The sequence below is a fragment of the Streptomyces sp. NBC_01408 genome (assembly GCF_026340255.1).
Taxonomy (GTDB): domain Bacteria; phylum Actinomycetota; class Actinomycetes; order Streptomycetales; family Streptomycetaceae; genus Streptomyces.
In genome coordinates this window covers 1-17,559 of the sequence record NZ_JAPEPJ010000005.1, presented here as the reverse complement: position 1 = coordinate 17,559, position 17,559 = coordinate 1, and the positions used below count along the sequence as shown (strand labels likewise).

General features: G+C 69.3%; 12 protein-coding genes, 1 tRNA gene and 2 pseudogenes. 7 read left to right on the top strand and 8 right to left on the bottom strand.

The window, feature by feature from the left end:
• Positions 1 to 60 precede the first annotated feature (60 nt).
• The 3 genes from OG447_RS31910 to OG447_RS31900 are packed head-to-tail and all read right to left on the bottom strand — an operon-like array spanning position 61 to position 4,837.
• Positions 61 to 3,162 (bottom strand): lantibiotic dehydratase, encoded by a 3,102-nt coding sequence (locus OG447_RS31910; protein WP_266941134.1) that lies wholly within the window; start codon positions 3,160 to 3,162, stop codon positions 61 to 63.
• A complete protein-coding gene (locus tag OG447_RS31905; protein ID WP_266941132.1) occupies positions 3,159 to 4,466 on the bottom strand; it encodes a lanthionine synthetase C family protein in 1,308 nt (435 codons plus the stop codon). Before OG447_RS31905 ends, OG447_RS31910 begins: the two co-directional genes overlap by 4 nt.
• The gene (locus OG447_RS31900; protein WP_266941130.1) at positions 4,466 to 4,837 is read right to left on the bottom strand and encodes a hypothetical protein; all 372 of its coding nucleotides are present in this window, start codon (positions 4,835 to 4,837) and stop codon (positions 4,466 to 4,468) included. Before OG447_RS31900 ends, OG447_RS31905 begins: the two co-directional genes overlap by 1 nt.
• A gap of 244 nt (positions 4,838 to 5,081) precedes the next feature.
• Here OG447_RS31900 and OG447_RS31895 point away from each other — a divergent pair.
• Positions 5,082 to 5,258: pseudogene (locus tag OG447_RS31895) on the top strand (e9imm peptide).
• A 9-nt stretch (positions 5,259 to 5,267) separates the two neighbouring features.
• Here the strand turns inward: OG447_RS31895 and OG447_RS31890 are convergent.
• Both OG447_RS31890 and OG447_RS31885 read right to left on the bottom strand, forming a co-directional pair.
• Positions 5,268 to 5,613: pseudogene (locus OG447_RS31890) on the bottom strand (transposase); the annotation flags it as partial.
• Between the two features lie 828 nt (positions 5,614 to 6,441).
• The gene (locus OG447_RS31885) at positions 6,442 to 6,906 is read right to left on the bottom strand and encodes a histone-like nucleoid-structuring protein Lsr2 (RefSeq protein WP_266941129.1); all 465 of its coding nucleotides are present in this window, start codon (positions 6,904 to 6,906) and stop codon (positions 6,442 to 6,444) included.
• A gap of 618 nt (positions 6,907 to 7,524) precedes the next feature.
• Here OG447_RS31885 and OG447_RS31880 point away from each other — a divergent pair.
• The 3 genes from OG447_RS31880 (at position 7,525) to OG447_RS31870 (ending at position 11,995) form a co-directional block, all read left to right on the top strand.
• Positions 7,525 to 9,423 (top strand): GMC family oxidoreductase, encoded by a 1,899-nt coding sequence (locus tag OG447_RS31880; RefSeq protein ID WP_266941128.1) that lies wholly within the window; start codon positions 7,525 to 7,527, stop codon positions 9,421 to 9,423.
• A 444-nt stretch (positions 9,424 to 9,867) separates the two neighbouring features.
• Entirely contained in the window at positions 9,868 to 11,022 is a 1,155-nt protein-coding gene (locus tag OG447_RS31875; protein ID WP_266941127.1) for an oxygenase MpaB family protein, read from the top strand.
• 70 nt (positions 11,023 to 11,092) lie between these two features.
• Positions 11,093 to 11,995 carry an AI-2E family transporter gene (locus OG447_RS31870; protein ID WP_266941125.1) on the top strand — a complete coding sequence of 301 codons (903 nt, stop codon included), beginning with the start codon at positions 11,093 to 11,095 and terminating at the stop codon, positions 11,993 to 11,995.
• A gap of 57 nt (positions 11,996 to 12,052) precedes the next feature.
• On the opposite strand, the gene OG447_RS31865 is transcribed toward OG447_RS31870, so the two are convergent.
• Positions 12,053 to 13,171, bottom strand: a complete 1,119-nt coding sequence (locus OG447_RS31865; RefSeq protein WP_266941123.1) for a serine hydrolase — start codon at positions 13,169 to 13,171, stop codon at positions 12,053 to 12,055.
• A gap of 170 nt (positions 13,172 to 13,341) precedes the next feature.
• Between OG447_RS31865 and OG447_RS31860 the strand changes: the two genes are divergently transcribed.
• Complete coding sequence (locus tag OG447_RS31860) at positions 13,342 to 14,034, top strand: TetR/AcrR family transcriptional regulator (RefSeq protein ID WP_266941121.1); 693 nt, start codon at positions 13,342 to 13,344, stop codon at positions 14,032 to 14,034.
• Between the two features lie 266 nt (positions 14,035 to 14,300).
• On the opposite strand, the gene OG447_RS31855 is transcribed toward OG447_RS31860, so the two are convergent.
• Complete coding sequence (locus OG447_RS31855) at positions 14,301 to 15,413, bottom strand: oxygenase MpaB family protein (protein WP_266941120.1); 1,113 nt, start codon at positions 15,411 to 15,413, stop codon at positions 14,301 to 14,303.
• 365 nt (positions 15,414 to 15,778) lie between these two features.
• On the opposite strand from OG447_RS31855, the gene OG447_RS31850 reads away from it, so the two are divergent.
• Together OG447_RS31850 and OG447_RS31845 are read left to right on the top strand one after the other, a co-directional pair.
• Positions 15,779 to 16,288, top strand: a complete 510-nt coding sequence (locus OG447_RS31850; protein ID WP_266941118.1) for a hypothetical protein — start codon at positions 15,779 to 15,781, stop codon at positions 16,286 to 16,288.
• Between the two features lie 530 nt (positions 16,289 to 16,818).
• On the top strand, positions 16,819 to 17,196 hold the full coding sequence (locus OG447_RS31845) for a hypothetical protein (protein ID WP_266941116.1): 378 nt from the start codon (positions 16,819 to 16,821) through the stop codon (positions 17,194 to 17,196).
• 141 nt (positions 17,197 to 17,337) lie between these two features.
• On the opposite strand, the gene OG447_RS31840 is transcribed toward OG447_RS31845, so the two are convergent.
• A tRNA-Met gene (locus OG447_RS31840) sits at positions 17,338 to 17,411 on the bottom strand.
• Between the last annotated feature and the right edge of the window lie 148 nt (positions 17,412 to 17,559).

The window sequence follows — 17,559 nt, the reverse complement described above, 5'->3', positions numbered from 1 at the left end:
GCCCCGCGCTGCACAGCAGCCTCTCTGCCCCCTCACCACCGGGCCGCCCCGAATCGGGGTTCAGGCTCCTGATGCCAGGCTGTGGCGGGTGCGGTAGAGCAGTTCCAACGCCGTGTTCTCGGCAGCACGGTCCGTGCCCAGGAGGCGGTTGCAGTGCAGGTGTACGTAGCTGTGGCACAGCTCGGGCAGCGTCTTGCCGAGTTGCCGGCGGCGTTTCAGATCGGTGAGCCGGTCGGCGACGTCTGCCAGGTGAGGACGACGCCGGGTGAGGACGTCGCCAATGGGACGAGGAGGTGGTTTGCGCAGCAGGTCACAGAATTCCGCCTTGCGGGTGCGGTACTCGGCGCCCGCGAGCCGTCGCTGGGGAGTCTCCCGGTGGTAGAAGCGGAGCCTCTCGGCTTCGCTCAGGCCGAGCGCGGTCAACAGGTCGTCAATGGTCAGCAGGGCCAGGCCCGTCCTGTCGAGCTGAGACTTCCCGGCGTGGTCGAGGGAGAGCAGGTCGAGAACGGCGGAACTGTCGGCGGAGTACAGCTGTTCGGTGACGTCCATCCCGATGAGGCCGCCGTAGCGTTCGATCTCACGATCGTAGACGTCGAAGGTGAACCGCGAGAGGTGGCCGTCGGCGAGGAGGGTGCCGGCCCAGTCGCTGAGTGCGGGGACGAGCACGGAGGGGTTGCCGCGCAGGCGTAGCCGCAGGTGGGGTTCGGGGTCCGCGTAGCGCAGGAAGACGCCTCGGTCGGAATGGCGGTCCAGCGAGCGGATGAGCTCGCGGATGCCGCCGACGAGCAGGGATTCCTCCTCCTGCCGGTCGCCGTAGAGCTTGACGAAGGTCCAGTCGCTGCCCGGGGGGCGCAGCCGGTCTGCCCTCGCCACCCGGGCGCCGGCTTTGCCGGGTGGAACGGAGCGCGGAACAGGGGCGTTGCGGGTCATGGACACCACGAGTTCGACGGTGTGGCGGCCGTTCGGCCCACTGACCCAGGCGTCGTCGAGGCCGGGAACGGCCTCCTGGAGGACCACGCTGCCGCCGGGCCGCAGACGGTTCAGGGCTCGCCGTATCTCGTTGGTGTGGGAATGCGCGGTGGCGTCGATGAGGAGCCGGTGGTCCGCGGCCGTGTCGCTGCTCGTGAGGTACGTGTAGCGGGGCACCCGCCATTGGAGGCGCCAGGCGTCGAACCGGGCCGGGAACCGGTCCGGCTGCCCGGCCATCTCGTGCGCCGCGGCATGGTCGATGCGCCACTGGGCCAGACGCAGGATGACCGGGCCGGAGGTGACGCGGGGCAGGTAGGGGAAGTCGCGGGCCGGGCCCCAGTCGAAGCCGACGATCTGGGCGGTGCCGTCGCGGCTCACATCGGCGAGGAAACGGCAGACGGCGGGGGCCCGGCTGTTGTTGAGCATGTGTCCTGAGCAGACGCTGACCTCTCGGAGCTCTCCCGTGCCGTCGTCCCAGATCAGGGCGAACCTGCCGTTCGTGACGCGGACCGCGAGCTGGTCGAGAGGGATGTAGCGGGCAGGTCCGTCCTCCGCGCTGGTGCGAATGCCGACCTCGTGGTCGCGGATCGCGGGCCGGACGACGACGTTTGCCGAGCGGGTCTTCTCGGGGAGGTACACCAGTTCGGCCAGAACGCGGCCGGCTTCAACGGCTTGTTCGGCGTCGGCGATGTCGCCGAGGGCGGGAACGGCACCGGTGAGCATGCCTGCGAAGCGGCCGAGGTTGCGTCCGGCTGCTCCGGCACCGACGTTGGGGCCCACGACCAGGTGGAAGTCGCCGGCGTCGATGGCGGCGGGCGACGGGGCAGAGACCATGGCGTAGAGGTCGAGCGACGCGGGGAGCCGCTCGGGGGCCGCTTCCCAGAGGGCGAGTCGGTCGATGGTGTCCTGGTCGAGGTCGATGCTGGTGAGGTGGTCGTGGAGAGCACTGGTGGCGAGGCGGAGCAAGGTATCGGCCCGGGCGGCTTTGGCGGGAATGACCGGAGGGAGGAGGGATGGTGAGCCGAGTCCTGTGACGGGATCGAGGAGTTCGAGGACGGACACGTCGCGATCGGTGCCGTAGCGGACCTCGAACGCGCCCCTGTACGCGCTGATCTGCGGCAAGCCGAAGGGGAACGGGGTGAGCCGCAGCAGCAGTTCGGCCGCTCGGACCGCTTCGTCGGCCACTTTGCGGGACACCTCGCAGGCCGCCAGGGGCAGAACCGTGTCGACCTGGAGCGGCGTGGCCGTTTCGAAGCCCGTGACGCGGCGGGCCTGCTCGGCGAGCGCCGGGAAAGCGGCGGCGCCGGTGCCGGCCGGCTGCCTCTCCCAGTCCTGGATCGCGGCCAGCAGTTCGCCGAGGTCCTCAGCGGCGGTGACGGCTGCCGGTATCCGGCTGAGGTGGTCGAGGACATGTCCCGCGGGGTCGAGGTGGGTCAGCGGTGGGCGGAGGTCCGTCAGGAGGAATGCGTGCCGCCACAGCCGGTACAGCAGATCGTGGACCTTGTCGGGAGTGGCCCCGGGGACGGCTTCCAGGAGGTCGGCGGCGAGGTCGGCGTAGGCCATGGGTGTGCGGGCGAGGGCGAGGGCGCGAGTGACGGCGCCGGTGGCGCGGAGGGTGACGTTCTCGCCGCCGTTCGCCCCGAGGATCGCTTCGACACCGCACAACGTGATCCGGCCGGCGCGGTGCAGCACGGCCGGATTGGCGATGACCGTGGTCGCCTCCCGGATCTCGGTTCGCGATTCGAGGGCGGTGACGAAGTGCACGAGGGCGTGCATGTCGACACGGGCGTGGACGCCGGGAGGCTCGTCGGCCAGGCGGACGTCGGTGACCGGGCCCCACCGCCCCAGGGCCACGCCGGCGTTCAGCCCGAAGGGAGTGGGCCGGGTGCTGAGGCGAATGAGGTAGCGCAGGATGCTCGACTCGAGGCGCCGCCGGTCGCGTTCGGTGCGTGGCGGCCCCAGCAGTGAGGCGGCGAGGGGCAGCGAGGACACGACGACGGCACGCCGCGCGTGCTCGTTGTCCCGGACCCGAGCGGTTGCGGGCGCGCGCCTGAGGTCCTCGGCCGCGGGGTAGTCCGTGACGGGGAGGATCGGGGTGCGGATCACGAAGTGGTCGAGACAGCGGTAGAGCCCCGATCCCCGGGGCGCGGCTCGTCGCCGGGTGCCGGGACCGCGGGAGGCGTCGGCGCTCATGACAGCAGGAAGAACCGGTCCCAGGCGGGCGGTTCGAGGGTGACGGCGGCAAGAAGGGTGAGGGCGACCCCTGCGGCGCCTTCGAGGAGGCCGGACCGGTCCTCGCGGGTACCGCCGGGCTCGACACTGCGATAGCCGAAGGGCGCCTGCGGCTGGTATTCGCCGAGCAGCTGGTCGACCAGGCGGCGCGCGCCGTCGCTGATCTCCTCGTCTCCGGTGTCGACGGCGAATCGCAGGGTGACCTGCAGAAGCCCGGCGATGCCGTGGCAGAACCCGGGCGAGTCGATGCGCCGCTGGGCGACGGGTCGCCGCAGTACGGCCCGCATGGCCGCGACGGCCGTACGGTTCAGGCCGGGGTCGCCGAGGGCGGTGCCGGCGAGCCAGAGGGCGCGCGCGACACCGGGGCTGCCGTAGCACCAGGCGTCGCGGGCTGCCGACGGTGCGGCGGAGTCCTCACCGAGCGGGACGACCGACGGGTATGCCCCTCCTCGGGCGTCGTCGACCTGGTGGGAGGCGAGCCAGGACGCCGTGCGGCGGATCGCCTCGGTGTGCCCCGCGCCGATCGGGCCGTCGGCGTGGGCGAGGGCGAGCATGGCGAGGGGGCCGGTGATGCCGTGGGCGAGACCGCAGTTGGCGACCGCGGTCCGGTACCGATCGCGCATGCTCTCGTCAGTGATGAGGGCATGGGGGGTGTGCCAGGCGGGGACCCCGTCGACGGCACGGGACAGGTCCACGAGCCAGGCGAGCACGGTGTTGAGAGCGCGGTCCCGGGCTGGGCCGGTCGGCCGGGAGTGGAGGTACGCGGCCACGCCGGTCCACCCCGACACGAGGTCGAACGTCCCGACGGCGAGGCCTTCCCTGGTGACAGCGGGAAGTCGCCGGGGAATCCGGGTGTACAGGCTGTCGTCGATGCCGCCGAGCAGCGTGCGGTACCGCTGTCCGCCGTGAGCCAGGTACGAGGTGGTGAAAGCCACTCCGGTGAGGCCGGCGAAGAGTCCCAGGGTGCCCACGGGGTTCGACGCGGTGCCGTCGACGGCGCGGCTGAGGTGATGGTGGGCCACGAGGTCCCAGCCCTCGCCGGGCAGGCACCGGTCGAGATGTCCGAAGGCGAGGGCGAGGCCGCAAGTGCCTTGGGCGGTGCTGTGGGCCGTCCACCGCGGACGTCCCTGGAGCACCGCCGTCCGGGCCGCTCCCTCGACGATGTCGGGGTCACGCAGCCGCGAGAGCACGTCCACGGAGACGGCGCGCACCGAGGCGACGGTCTGCGGATCGCCGATGGCCGGCTGCCAGGCGGGCGGGGCCATCAGCCTTCCCGTGGGGCGTGCTCGACGACGCGGCGGATGACATGCTCACCGGCGACCTTGCGGGTGACTCCGTCGGCCCGGACCTGGCTGACTTCCAGGACGTAGTGATCCTCGTAGAGACTGCGGTCGCACTCCGAGGTGCAGGAGCCGCAGGTCCCACAGGTTTCGGTCTCGTTGGGGGTGTCGAGCACGGGGCAATTGCTCGCACACGTACTGGCACAGCTGTTCGTGCATTCGTCGCCGCAGGTACTGGCACAGCTGTGGCTGTCCGCGATGACGAACCTGTCGACTTCCTTCGTCGTCATCTTGACGCGGATGTCCAGGTCGAACTGGTCATCGCTGAATGCGACGTGCGCTTGCTCGTCTTCCATGGTTCAACCCTCGGCAATCGGTCACCGAGCAATGCCTTTACTTCTACGATGGCACCTCGGGTGAAGGCCGCAACCCGGGGCGGCCACGGCCCCCTCCGCCCCACCGCCCAGGCCCTCCGGCTCCTCGTCCCGGGGGAGCTTCACCGGTTGCCGACGGGGACCTCGTCCTCCCGTGCGGGATCCGACGGGGAGACGGCCTGGAGATGGAGAACGCGCGGAAGCGGTCGCGCTCGTGCAGCGGATCATGGAGGCGGGACTACTCCTCTGAGGACGAGGTGAACGACTGGCTGGGCAGGCTCGACAGAGCTCTGGCCTGCCCTCCGGTCACGTCAGCGGCCTGGTCTTCTGGCCGCCGGAGCGGGAGTTGTCTGCCGAGGAAGTGGTCGACCAGGCCTTGGCGTACCGGCCGATTGCCTTGTGAGGCCGGTACTCAGCTACGGAGCCAGATCACGAGGGCTGCCGCGGTGGCGGTGCCGAGGAAGACGTAGCCGCCTGTCGTAGCGAGTGGCGACTGCCCGGTGCTGCTGCTTCAAGCGGTTGATCGCTCGTTCGACGGTGTTGCGCTTCTTGTACCGTGCTTCATCGACGCCGGGTGGCCATCCGCCGCGTAAGCCTCTGCGCAGGCGGGCGGCCCGGCTGCCGCTCTTCTCCGAGATCGTGTGCCGGCTGCCCCCTCGGCGTAGGTACTCGCGGCAGGGCCCGTTGCTGTAGGCCTTGTCCGCCGCGACGCTGTCAGGCTTCTTGCGGGGCCTGCCCGGCCCGAGCCGGGGAACGCGGGTCAGCGGAACTGCAGCCCCCACGACATATCCAGGCTTCATCTCAAACCTCGCGGTCTTGCGCCTGGCTATGGCGCCGCGGCTTGGCGAGGGCATTTGATGCAACCCCGACCATCAGAGTCCCCCCGGGCAATTCCGGCGCATCCCGGGAGTGGTGGGCGGACACGGCCCGGCGGTCGGCTGCTGACGGAGCCCGCCCTCGGGGTGGACGGGGAGGGCGCCGGGGTGGGGGCTGGCCGGGTGAGGGGGGAAGCGGCGCTTCCGTGGCGCTCGACATCTGCGGCGGGTCTCTGGGCGGTCGTCAGATGTGCATGGCCCAGCACCCACTGCACGTCGGTGGGTGTGTCGGCGTACACATGGACGTGGCTCTGGCGAGAATTTCGTAGCCGGAGACCATGTCGATGCGGGCGGTCGCAGCGCTACCGGGTGGATAGCCTTGGAGCGTGTTCTGTTGAACTGCCAAAATTTTTACCGCACTTGGCCGGGATAATGGTGTTGTCGGCCGATACCTCCCGTCCTGTCGTCGGGATCGAGGCCCGTACCCGTGCCCGTGTTCCAGCGGGCTGCAGCGGGTGGTGCGGTGTCCTGAGCGATTGGATCCACAGCCGCTATGTCCGGCACTCGTCGATGGGGCGCTCGGCGACCAACCGGTCCGGATCGAGTTGTCCGCGCGCCGTCTGTACTGCAGAACCCGTCCTTCCCGAAGGTGACCTTCGCCGAGCAGATGCCTGGGCCCGAACTCGTGTAGCAAGCCTTCGGCAGCGGCGTGGGTACGAAGATCCGTCCGCTCGGTCAGTGTGTGTACAGCCATGCCGGTAAGTGACCTGGTCAGGCCGGGTTGGCTTGCTCCCACGCGTTCCGGACGTCAGCGGGAATCCTGCCGCGTTCGGGCACCTGGTAGCCGTTCGCCCGTGCCCATGCCCGGATGCTGTCGGTGCTGACGGCGGGTCTGGCCGGAGGCTCGGGGTAGTCGATCGCGGGCGCTGTGGAGGGGGTGAAGGCGATGGGAGGGGTGGGGAGGTCCTGGGGGAACTGCGGGACGGCTGTTTCTCCGTTCAGGACCGATGCGAGGAATGAGGTGAGGGTGCCGTTGTAGGTGTGCCAGCGTGGGCCGCGGGCTTCGTTGACTGCGATGCGCCAACTGTCGGGGGTGTCTTGGGGGTCGGTGATCCAGAACAGGTACTCGCCGTTGCTGGTGACACCCATGGCGAACAAGTGCTGCGGGTCGTAGGGGACGGGGTGGGTGCCCTGGTCGTAGTCGAGCTGGAGTTGTCCTCGGATTCGTGCGGGCATGGGGCCGGTGAGGCTGACCCAGGGGGTATTCGCTAGTGGGTGGTAGATGTTGATGTAGTCGCCGTAGAGTCCTGGACCGTATGTGGCCGCGAGTTGTCTGAAGTCCCCGGGGAGGCGCATGCCGAGTTCCGCTTCCACGGAGTCCCAGTCGATGGGGAGCTGCGGTGCGGCCGGCGGCGGGCAGAGTCGGGTCAGAGCAGTGAGGGCGATCAATGGATTCCTTGGCTGCGGCGCATTCGCTGGGCGGCGAGGTCAGGGTTGTTAGGCTCGTTCCTAGGCGGAAGCCGCCGCAAGCGCCGACGCCCATCCGGTAGCCCGTCGTGACCACTCATCTGCTGCTCTTTCGAGTCCATGAGGGAATGTCACAGTACGTAGCCGATCACACGCCCTACATCCTCCCGCCGGTCAGAGTAACGCTCACCCGTACTTCACCCCAACACCGAATCGAACGCGTGCGGGAACGTTTTGGCACGTCAAGCGGCATATTCTGAGCGAGGATTGCCGGGAGTTCGAACTCGCAGGGGGCCGCCCTCGGATGGGTGAACATTGTCTGCCGCCCGGCCCTAATCTGACCGCTGCCCCTCGTCACGTTGAGTGAACGATCGCTAGGGGTGTGGCATGACACCCCCACCCAGCATCCCCGCGTCCTCCTCCGGCCCCGGACGCCGTGCGGTCCTCGGCACCGTCGTGGGCGCGGTACTGGCCGGCACCGCCGGCCTGCCGGCCACTGCGGCGGGCCGCGCCCAGACCCGTCGCCCGGGCGCGGACCTGCCCGCCGAGGTCGAGTACCTCGTCATCGGATCAGGACCGGGAGGCGGCAGCGTCGCCGCGAACCTGGCCGAAGCCGGGCACTCGGTCCTGGTCCTGGAGGCCGGCCCGGCCCAGGGCAACCAGACGTACTACGAGGTCCCGTCCCTCAACCTCAAGGCCGCCCGCGATTCCGAGGTCAGCTGGGACATGTGGGTGCGCCACTACACCGACGACGCCGCCCACGGCAGCCAGTGGGTCCCGGGCAAAGGCATCCTCTACCCCCGCGCCGCGACCCTCGGCGGCTGCACCGCCCACAACGCCATGATCCTCATGTATCCCGAGCACTCGGACTGGGCGTACATCCGGGACCTGACCGGGGATCAGGGCTGGGACCCGCAGACGATGTGGGACGTGCACTGGAAGAAGGTGCTGTCCTGGCAGCCCGTAGAGCGCTCGAGCCCGCTGCTCGCCCTGCGCGACCCGTTCCTCGACGCCCTGGCGCTCGGAGCGAACACCGAGCCGCTGCCCCCGGGGCCGGTGGCCTCCCCCCTCGACCTCGATGTGAACTCCAAGGCGAACGTCGACCGCAGTGCTCAGGGTGTGTTCGCGACCCCGATGACCGCCCTCGCCGGGCGCCGGCACGCCATCAGGGAGCGGCTCCTCGATGTCCAGACCCGTCACCCCGAACGTCTCACCCTGGTCACGGACGCCCTTGCCGAACGGATCGTGTTCGAGGAAGCGGGCGGAGCGCTGCGGGCCACCGCGGTGGAACTGCTGCTCGGCCGGCACCTCTACGGCGCCTTCGCGGACGCCCGTCCGATCGGCGACGCCGAGCGCGCGTCCCTGCGCCGCACCGTCCGTGTCACCCGGGAAGTGGTGGTAGCGGGCGGAGCCTTCAACACCCCCCAGTTGCTGATGCTGTCGGGGATCGGCCCCCGCGACCACCTTGCCGCGCGTGGCATCACCCCCCTGCTCGACCTGCCCGGTGTCGGCAGCAACCTGCAGGACCGGTACGAGGTCTCCGTGGTCTCCGAGCTCGGTCACGACCTGGCGGCCATCGCCTCGTGCGAGTTCCGTGACCAGGACGACCCCTGCCTGACGGAGTGGCGCGACCCGCTGAGGCGGGCCGCGGCCCCGTACGCCTCCAACGGGATCGCCACCGGGATCAAACGGCGGTACTCGCGCGGCTCGGCCCATCCGGAGCTGTTCGTGTTCGCCGCGCCCGGCAATTTCGCCGGGTACGTACCGGACTTCGACACCAAGGCGGTCAAGGACAAGCGGCACCTCAGCTGGCTGGTCCTCAAGGGCTACGCGGCCGACCGATCCGGCACGGTACGCCTGGCCTCGGCCGACTCGACGGTCCAGCCGGAGATCAACTTCCGTTCCATGGACGACGGCCGTGCGGGCGACGGGGATGTCGCGGCGATGATCGAGGCGATCCGCACGATCCGCAGCATCAACCGCAAGGTCGGCCTCGCCGATCCGCTGGTCGAGGCAGTCCCCGGCCCTCGCGTCCAGACTGACGCCCAGCTCGCCGCCTGGATCCGGCGTGAGGCGTGGGGGCACCACGCGTCGTGCACCACGGCCATCGGTCCGGCCGGCCGCACCGGCTCGGTCCTCGACAGCCGCCTGCGCGTGCACGGCACGGCGAACCTCCGCGTCGTCGACGCCTCGGCCTTCCCCCGTATCCCGGGCCTGTTCATGATGGCTCCCGTCCTGCTCCTGGCGGAGAAAGCCAGCCAGGACATCCTGAACGACGCCGTCTGAGCCGTGGTGCCGGCCTCCCGGGGCCGGCACCACGAACGGCGACCCCCTGCAGGGCGGACGATCTGCGCCGACGTGGCCCCGACATGGCCCCGACGTGGCCCCGACATGGCCGCGATGGGGCCGTCGGCGGCGCTCCAGAGGCCAGGAGACCAGCCGTCGGCCCACCTGCCGCTCCGGTGACCGTCTCTTCGTCGCCGACGAGCACCCGTCGGGGCAACCCCTGCTGCCGGGACGATCGTTTCCGCAGGTCAGGCATCCACACGAGTTCGGTCCGTTCGGGTGAGGGGTAAACGATCCCGCAGGCCGGCAGGGCTCCGGCGCCCCTGCGCCGACCGCAACGATCGTGGCTGCCCGGCTTCGCAGCCGGACCGCCGCCCGGTGCCGGCCAACGCGGTGCACCCGTGGCTGCGAACTCCTGCCCAACCCCGTGAAGGGAGTCCCAGTATGGGACTGACGACAGCCACGATCGCCGCCGAACTGGAAGCCGCGAACAAGGCCGGCGACCCCAAGGCCGACCAACTGGTCTCCGACCTGATCGACAACAAGGAGATCGACGGGGTCAACGCCCTGTTCCGCACCATCGGAACCCTCAAGCCCGGCCAAGACCTCTCCGAACTTCCCCCGCGCCTGGGGGAGTTCCTCAAGGAAGCCGCAGCCGCGCCGCCGGACTGGTCCGAAGCCGACGTCAAGGCCGCGGAGAGCTTCTTCGCCCACCACCACGGCGAAGCCACCATGCTCCAGGGCACGGTCGGCCTCATCGGCACCTACCTCTCCCCGACCGGAGCCTTCACCCTCCGCTCCACCGGCCGCCTCGGCGGTGTCGAAGGACCCGGCCGCCGCCTGTCCCAGTCCTCCCGCCTCTTCCTCGACATGGGCAACAAGAACGCCATGCGCGACGGCACACTCGCCGCGAACGTCACCAAGGTCCGCCTCGTCCACGCCTCTGTCCGCCAGCTCCACAAGAAGAGCGGCGAGTGGGACTACGCCAAGTGGGGCGAGCCCGTCTCGCAGAAGTACGTCACGGGCGCCGCGTTCGTCTTCTCCACTCAGATCGTCCAGGCCATGGCCCGTCTGGGCATCGACGTCGCCAAGGACGACGCCAAGGGCTTCATGTGTGCCTGGCACTACGTCAACCACTACCTGGGCACACCCGAGAAGTGGCTCATGCCCAAGGACGCCGACCAGGTCGAGGCCCTGTGGAACCAGGAACGCGACAACGAGTGGAAGAAGACCGACGACGGCGTCTTCATGACCAAGCAGGCCATCGACTTCTACAAGAAGTTCTACCCGCCGGGCGTCCACGACGCGTTCGTAGCGATGGTCCGACACGCGCTCAGCGACAAGTACGCAGACATGGCAGGCCTGCCCAAGAGCGTCCTGGACGCGGCAGCGAAGCCGATCGCGGCCGGCCACGACCTGATCAGCGGAATCGGCGGCGGCCTCCTCGGCGGCGGTGCCAAGAAAGCCGTCGGTGTCAACCCGTACAAGGAGATCGTCGGCATCGCCTCGAAGGGCTTCAACGAGGTCCAGAAGTTCGCCCTCACCCACGACCAGGACAACCAGCCCCAGATGCACCAGGAACTGCACGACAACCGCTGACCGTCCCCGTGTCCGCCCGATCCCACTTCGGGCCGGCCCGCATGGTGAACCTCTGCACGCTCTGTCCGTGATGCCGTGGCTGATGAAGCACGGGGCCTCCCGCGCACTCGCCGCCGGACTCACCTGCGCCGGTCTGGTCGTCCTGGTGTGCGGCGCGCTGGTCGCCGTCATCCACTCGCTCTCGGAGAGCGCCGGGAAGATCGCCGACGGCCTCGCCGACGCGGGGGACGAACTCGCCGACCGCTTCGGTCCCGCGGGCAGGCAGCTGCAGAGCGCGGTCGACGGCATGTCCGACGCGGGCGCCACCGTCGCCCGCTCGGTGGCGTCTGGGGTGGTGTCGGGTCTGAGTCTGGCGACCGAGGTCCTCGCGATCTTCGTCCTGGCCCTCGCGCTGGTCTACCTCTTCCTGCGCGACGGTCACCGCAGTGAGGCATTCGCCCGGCACCTGGTCCCCGGTGCCCAGGCCGACACCGCGGTGGCGTGCGGACGGCGCGCCTACCACTCGTTGGCCGGCTTCATGCAGGGAACCACGCTCATTGCGCTGATCGACTCCCTGCTCATCTTCACCGGCCTGGTGATCCTCGATGTTCCCGGGGCCGCCGGGCTGGGTGCCCTCGTGTTCATGGGTGCCTACATCCCCTTCGTGGGGGCGTTCCTGTCGGGCTTGGTGGCCGTGCTCGTAGCCTTCGCCCACGGCGGGACCTCCACCGCACTATGGGCACTCGGCGTGGTCCTGGTCGTCCAGGCGATCGAGGGTAACTTCTTGCAGCCCTTCATCCAGAGCCGCACAGTGTCCCTGCACCCGGCCACCATCATGATGTCCGTGGCCGCCGGAGCCAGCATCGCCGGCGTACTCGGAGCACTCCTCGCCGTCCCCCTCGCCGCCGCGGGCGTCGGCATCGTCGAAGAACTCCGCACAAGGGCCGCCACCACACCCGAAAACGAAAGCACCCACCGCCCGCCCGGCGCGTGAAAGAGCACTACGTGTCCACCTGCCCATGGGCGCTCCGTTCGCGGATCTCCTGCCCGGTCAGCCGTACATCGCCACGCGGTAAAGAGTCGCAAGCGCTTCGTCGATGGGGTGGGGCTGCGGCTTGCCGGAGGAGTCGAGCCTGTTCCACCTCTGCAGGTTCACCGCGACGGACATCTGCCGCTTGCCGTCGGCACGGGTCATGGCCAGTGCTCCACCACCCCAGACCGTGCCGCCATGGCCCCAGAAGGTGCCCTGACCGGGACCCTCCATCGGGTGCAGGCCGAGGCCGTAGTCGATCGTCTTTCCCTCTTGGGAGACGACCGGGACGGTGCGTTGCATCTGCGCCAGCGACGACGGGCTGACGATCTCTCCGGCCAGCAGCATGCCGAAGAAGCGGTTGAGGTCCGCGACGGTCGATATCAATGAGGCCGACGGTCCGACCCATGACATGTCGTAGACGCTGTAGTCGCGCGGCGGGTCGATCATGCCGAACCACGCCTCGTAGAGGTGCGAGTGCGGTCCGTTGACGTACGGTCCGGCGGGGAGTTCGGTGTCCCGGAGCCCGGCGCGCTCGATGACGTTCCGGGTGATGTACTGCTCGGCCGTAGTGCGGGTCACCTGTTCCAGGAGTTGTACGAGGAGCAGGTAGTTGGTGTTGGAGTACACCCCCGGAGTGCTGCCCGGGGCGCCGGCGGCAGGGGCGGTGACCCCCATCTCGATCAGTTCAACGGGGTCGAACCGCGTGAGTCGGTGGTCGTCCAGGCTCTGGGGTCCGGTGTCCGCGAGGGCGGGGAACGCCTTCAGGGAGGGGTAGGCGTACGGGAGGTACTCGGCGAGGCCGCTGGTGTGGTTGATCAGCATCCGGACCGTAATCGCGTCACCGCGTTCTCCGGGAACCAGCTTCGGAAGGTACCGGCCGATCGGTGTGTCGAGACCGATCTGACCGTTCTCGACCTGCTGCAGAACTGCGGCGGCGGTGAAGGTCTTGGTGATGCTGCCGACGCGGTGCCGCATGTCGGCGGTGACGGGGCGACCGGTGACGACATCGGCGACCCCGGCGGCGCCGCGCCAGACCTGGTCGCCGTCTCGCACCTCGGCGAACAGGCCCGGCATCCCGGCGCCGTGGACGTTTTCAATGGCTGCGTTCAGTGCCGCGGAATCCAGTGGGTTCTTCACGTCATGCGTCCTTTCGTGTTCCCCGGGGTGAGCTCCGCATCGGTCGCTGACCCGGACAACAGGGCACGAGTGGCGTGCCGGCCCGCCCGGCATGCTCATGCCCTCATTATGCACGCAGTGCGTGCAACACCAAGTGCATAGGTAGGATGAGAGTCGGCGAGAGGAGCAAGATGGCAGGCCGAAGGCGTTGGTCAACCGAAGAGATCCTGGACACGGCGGCGGAACTGCTGCGCACGAGCGACGCGGATTCGTTCAGCGTGCGCAAGCTGGCCGCGGCCCTCGGGACGGATTCCTCCAGCCTCTACCGGCACTTCCGCAGCAAGACCGAACTGCTGCGCGCGGTCGCCGACCGGATCCTCCTGGCCGCGATGGACGGCTACCGCCCCGAGGGCGACTGGAAGCAGCGCATCACATCCCTGGCCCTGCGCGTGAGAGAGGCCTTCGGTCAGCAGCCCCAGCTCGCCGCGGTCTGGGGACGCTACGCATCAAGCGGCACCGGTTCCCGGCTGGTCATGGAAGAGGTGCTGCAGGCCCTGCGCGCGTCGGGGCTGCCCGACGAGGAGATCCCGACGCGCTATCACCGGATCGCGGTCCTCATCGCTGCGTTGATCGCCTCCGAGGCCGGGGTCAGCACCGTTACCCCCGGAGAGTACGAACAGGGCATGGAGCTGTTCCGCGTGGCGGTTCTGGGCGCCGACCCCGAACGCTTCCCGGCCCTGGCTCATTTCGCCCGCGACGTCCGTCCCCTCGGGGTGGATCGCCGCGCCGCGTTCGAAGAGATCCTTGCCGCCCAACTCGCCCACATCGAGGCCGCAATCTGCCCGAGCCGGCCGACCGGCTCGGGAGCGTCGGCAAACGGATGACGACAGGCGTGACGGACGTCCATTGAACCCGGACATTCCGGGGTACCGGGACGGCGCCGATCCCATCAGATCCGATGCTGCCGGTCACCCTCGACATGCCCGGCAAGGTCGCCGACTTCCTCCGTGGCGTCGTACGGCCTTGGGGAACATCGGTACCCCGTTCTCGGTAAGAACGATCACGGGGTCCGGCTGCGGGTCCCGTCATGCCGATGTCGTGTGGAAGCCTCCGTTCGGGCCGGCCCTACGGCAGCCCGAACGCGGCGCTCTCAGGTGGTGGGCGTGAGCCCGGTGGGGACCTGCCACTGGTAGCGGCGGCCCTTGTTGGACAGGCGCAGGCCCTGCTTGAAGACGGCGAGTCCGAGTTCGTTGGAGGCCTTGGCCAGGACGGGGACGATGTCGCCGGTCTTGCCGTACCCGAGACTGAGGGGGCTGTGCCCGGCCAGGGCGATCCGGGTGAGGTCCGCCGGCGGCACGGAGACGATGTCGGCAGCCCGGTCTCCGGCGAGGTGGCGGATCAGCGTCGGACCGACTCCGGCGAACAGGGGCGTGGGCAGGACCTCACGGATGAAGTCCAGCACTCCCTTCGTCAGCACGGTCCCGGCCTCGGAGGACCGTTGCTGGCGGGACAGGACGGCATCGACCAGCGTGCTGCCGTCCTCGAAGGAAGCGGGGTTGACGCGCTCGTCGACGCCGAGGACATGACCGACGACCCGCCAGACGTGGAAGAAGGCGTCACGGTCGGCCGCCGGCAGGGCGACACCCAGCCGGGCCAGACCCTGCGGGATCACGACGGCGAAACTCATCAACGTGGCAGCGAGATCCTCCTGGTTGACCGGCATGCCCCAGGACGTGTCCCAGTCCTCCTTCCGGGACAGGTGGTAACGCATCGTGGCGTGCAGCAGCCGGATCTTCTGCGCCGAGCTCACCCCTCGCCCCTGCGGACCCAGGCCGCCCGTCTCCAGGACATCCACGATGAACTGCGCGGTCTCCATCAGCCTGCGGAACACGCCCTGCGTCAGGCGCGTCGACCGGTAGAGGACCTGCGCACCATCCGCACAGCTGTAGCACAGCGGCAGGGACCCGCACAGAAGTGTGGTCACGATGTGGCCCTGGTAGCGGCCCAGCAGTCCCTGTCCGCGCGCGATCAGGGCCTGGTCCGCCCAGGCTGGAAGCTCCGCGCTGTGGGCGAAGTACTCCTGGAGCCGGGGCGGCAGCTCGGCGGGAACTGCGCTCGTGTTGTTGTCCCTGGCGAGGAGGGCCTCGCGGACCTCGTCCTGGCGCCCGAGCGCGTAGATCTCCTCGATGGCCGTGTCCGCGAGCGGATCACCAGCCTTCCTCTGAGGATCGAGCAGCTCATCCGTCCACCTGTTCGCGGACATGGGCGTACCTCCACAGCGCTTTGCAGTACGGGCACGAGAGAGACAAGGGCAGGCCGACACCGGCTATTCGGTCGCGGCGAAGCACAGTCCACCCACGCCGGACAGACACCGTTGTAGACCCCGCCGGCCCTGCTCCAGTACCCCCACTCACCCGCACGGACCAAGCCGAATCGATCCGCCCTACCCAGGACGGCCCTGCCCGCTCGGGGAGATCCCATGGTCCGCAGCCCGCGAGAAGTCGGGTAACTGGAGGAAGCAGGCGATCTTCGCGGCGCTAGTGACCGCGGGCGGCAGGTGGGGAGAAGACCCCCTGCGCGGCGACCATCACGATCAACAGCGCGGCCGCCGGCCAGCACATATCGACCATGACCGGCAGAGGCAACCACAACGCCCTGTTCACCGGCCGGGGCGAGATCCGTACGCCGGCAAACGTCCCTGTCTCCCAGGCCATCTGGATGGAGACGGTGACCACGGCCGACGCCAACTACGTCCGCAACCGCCTCACGCCGGGCAGCGGCTGGACGAAGATGCCGCGCGCTGAGGGCAACGAGGCGAACTATGCGGGTTACGCCAAGCTGCTGCTCGCCGTCGGCCCCTCGGCACGCAAGGGTATGGAGGGTCAGGGCGGCACCCCCACCTACCACCTTGCCGGACACCTCGACCTCGACCAGGTGGCCTCCGTCGATCCCCGGACGCACCGCTCGATGAAGGCCAAGGGCGTGACCGGCTTCGACATCGACCAGTGGATCGATGGCCAAGGCCGCGCCGTCCGCTTCGAGCAGCGCATGGAGATGCGCGGTATCCCCGCCGTCAACACCGGCAGGTTCAGCGACTTCGGCCCGGTCGAAGAATTCAACGCACCCAGCGGCAGCTGACAACGCCGCGCGGATCCGCTCCTTTTCCGCCCCGATCAGGTTGTAGGCGGTGGTGGCCGGCACCCAGTCCGCTCCTGCGGCCGGCGTGATCCGAGCAGCACTACACTCCATCGGGGCACCGGCGCTGGCCGGCACCCTACTGAGCCGACGTCACCCACCTGGCCGTCTTCGACACCATGGGTCACGACACCGCCGCAGCTGGGGAATGACGGCACGAGCGTCGACCCCAGCGGTTGTCCGCTCCGTGGGGCGGGTCGCGGTTCGCGAGTCGCGGGTCGGGAACCGTTCCGCCGGCTCCTGCGTGAGTTCTTGATGGGTAGTCGGCTGGTGGAGGGGATCTGATGAGAACGCGGACGATGTTGAGCGTGGCGGTATCTGCATGCGTGGCGCTGGTGGCGTGCGGGTGCGGTCCGGAGCAAGCGGAGGAGAACGCTGACGCGAAGCCTTCGCAGCCGTCCGCGTCCACACCGGCGCAAGTGCCGTCGGGCACGCCGTCCGCGTCCGCCGGAACCGAGAAGCCGTCGGCCACTGTGACCGGTAACCAGCCCGCGCCCCGGACGAAGGAGCGCGCGATCCAGCGGTACGAGCAGTACCTCCACGGCCTCGGGCGTGAGGACATCGACACGGTCTGCGAAGTGGCCGGGCCCGGCGCGAAGAAGGCAGAGGAGCAGGGATTCGGTCCGTGCACGTCGACGTACGTGATCGTGTTCCAGATGATCTCGCCCGAGCAGAAGAAGGCCCTGCAGACCGCGACGGTCGATCCGCAGCGCGTCCCCGTGCGCACCCTCGACAAGATCGAGATGCCGCTCGAAGCGGTCAAGTCCTCCGCCACCTTCTCCGAGGAAGACCTGGGCAGCTACACCCTGGAGTACCTCAAGAACGACTACTACATCACCGACGGAAAGTGACCTTCCGTACACGGAGACCCTGGCGGCAGAAGCGGATTCGTCGGCGACCGGACCAAGGGGTCTGGGAGGGTCGGCCAGCCCGAGACGTTGGGACACGGCAGAAGGGCCCGGATCCCTGAGGATCCGGGCCCTTCTGGGCAGTAGCGGGGACAGGATTTGAACCTGCGACCTCTGGGTTATGAGCCCAGCGAGCTACCGAGCTGCTCCACCCCGCGTCGGTGAACCCCACCTTACGGCACTGAGCGGCGGCACTCGACCAGCTTTCGCCCAGGGTGCTGGGAGGGCGTCGGCCTCCAAGCCTCCCAGGTGAACCGGGCGCGGGCGCCTTCTACGGGGCCGCGCCGTAGACTTCTGTGGCGCGGC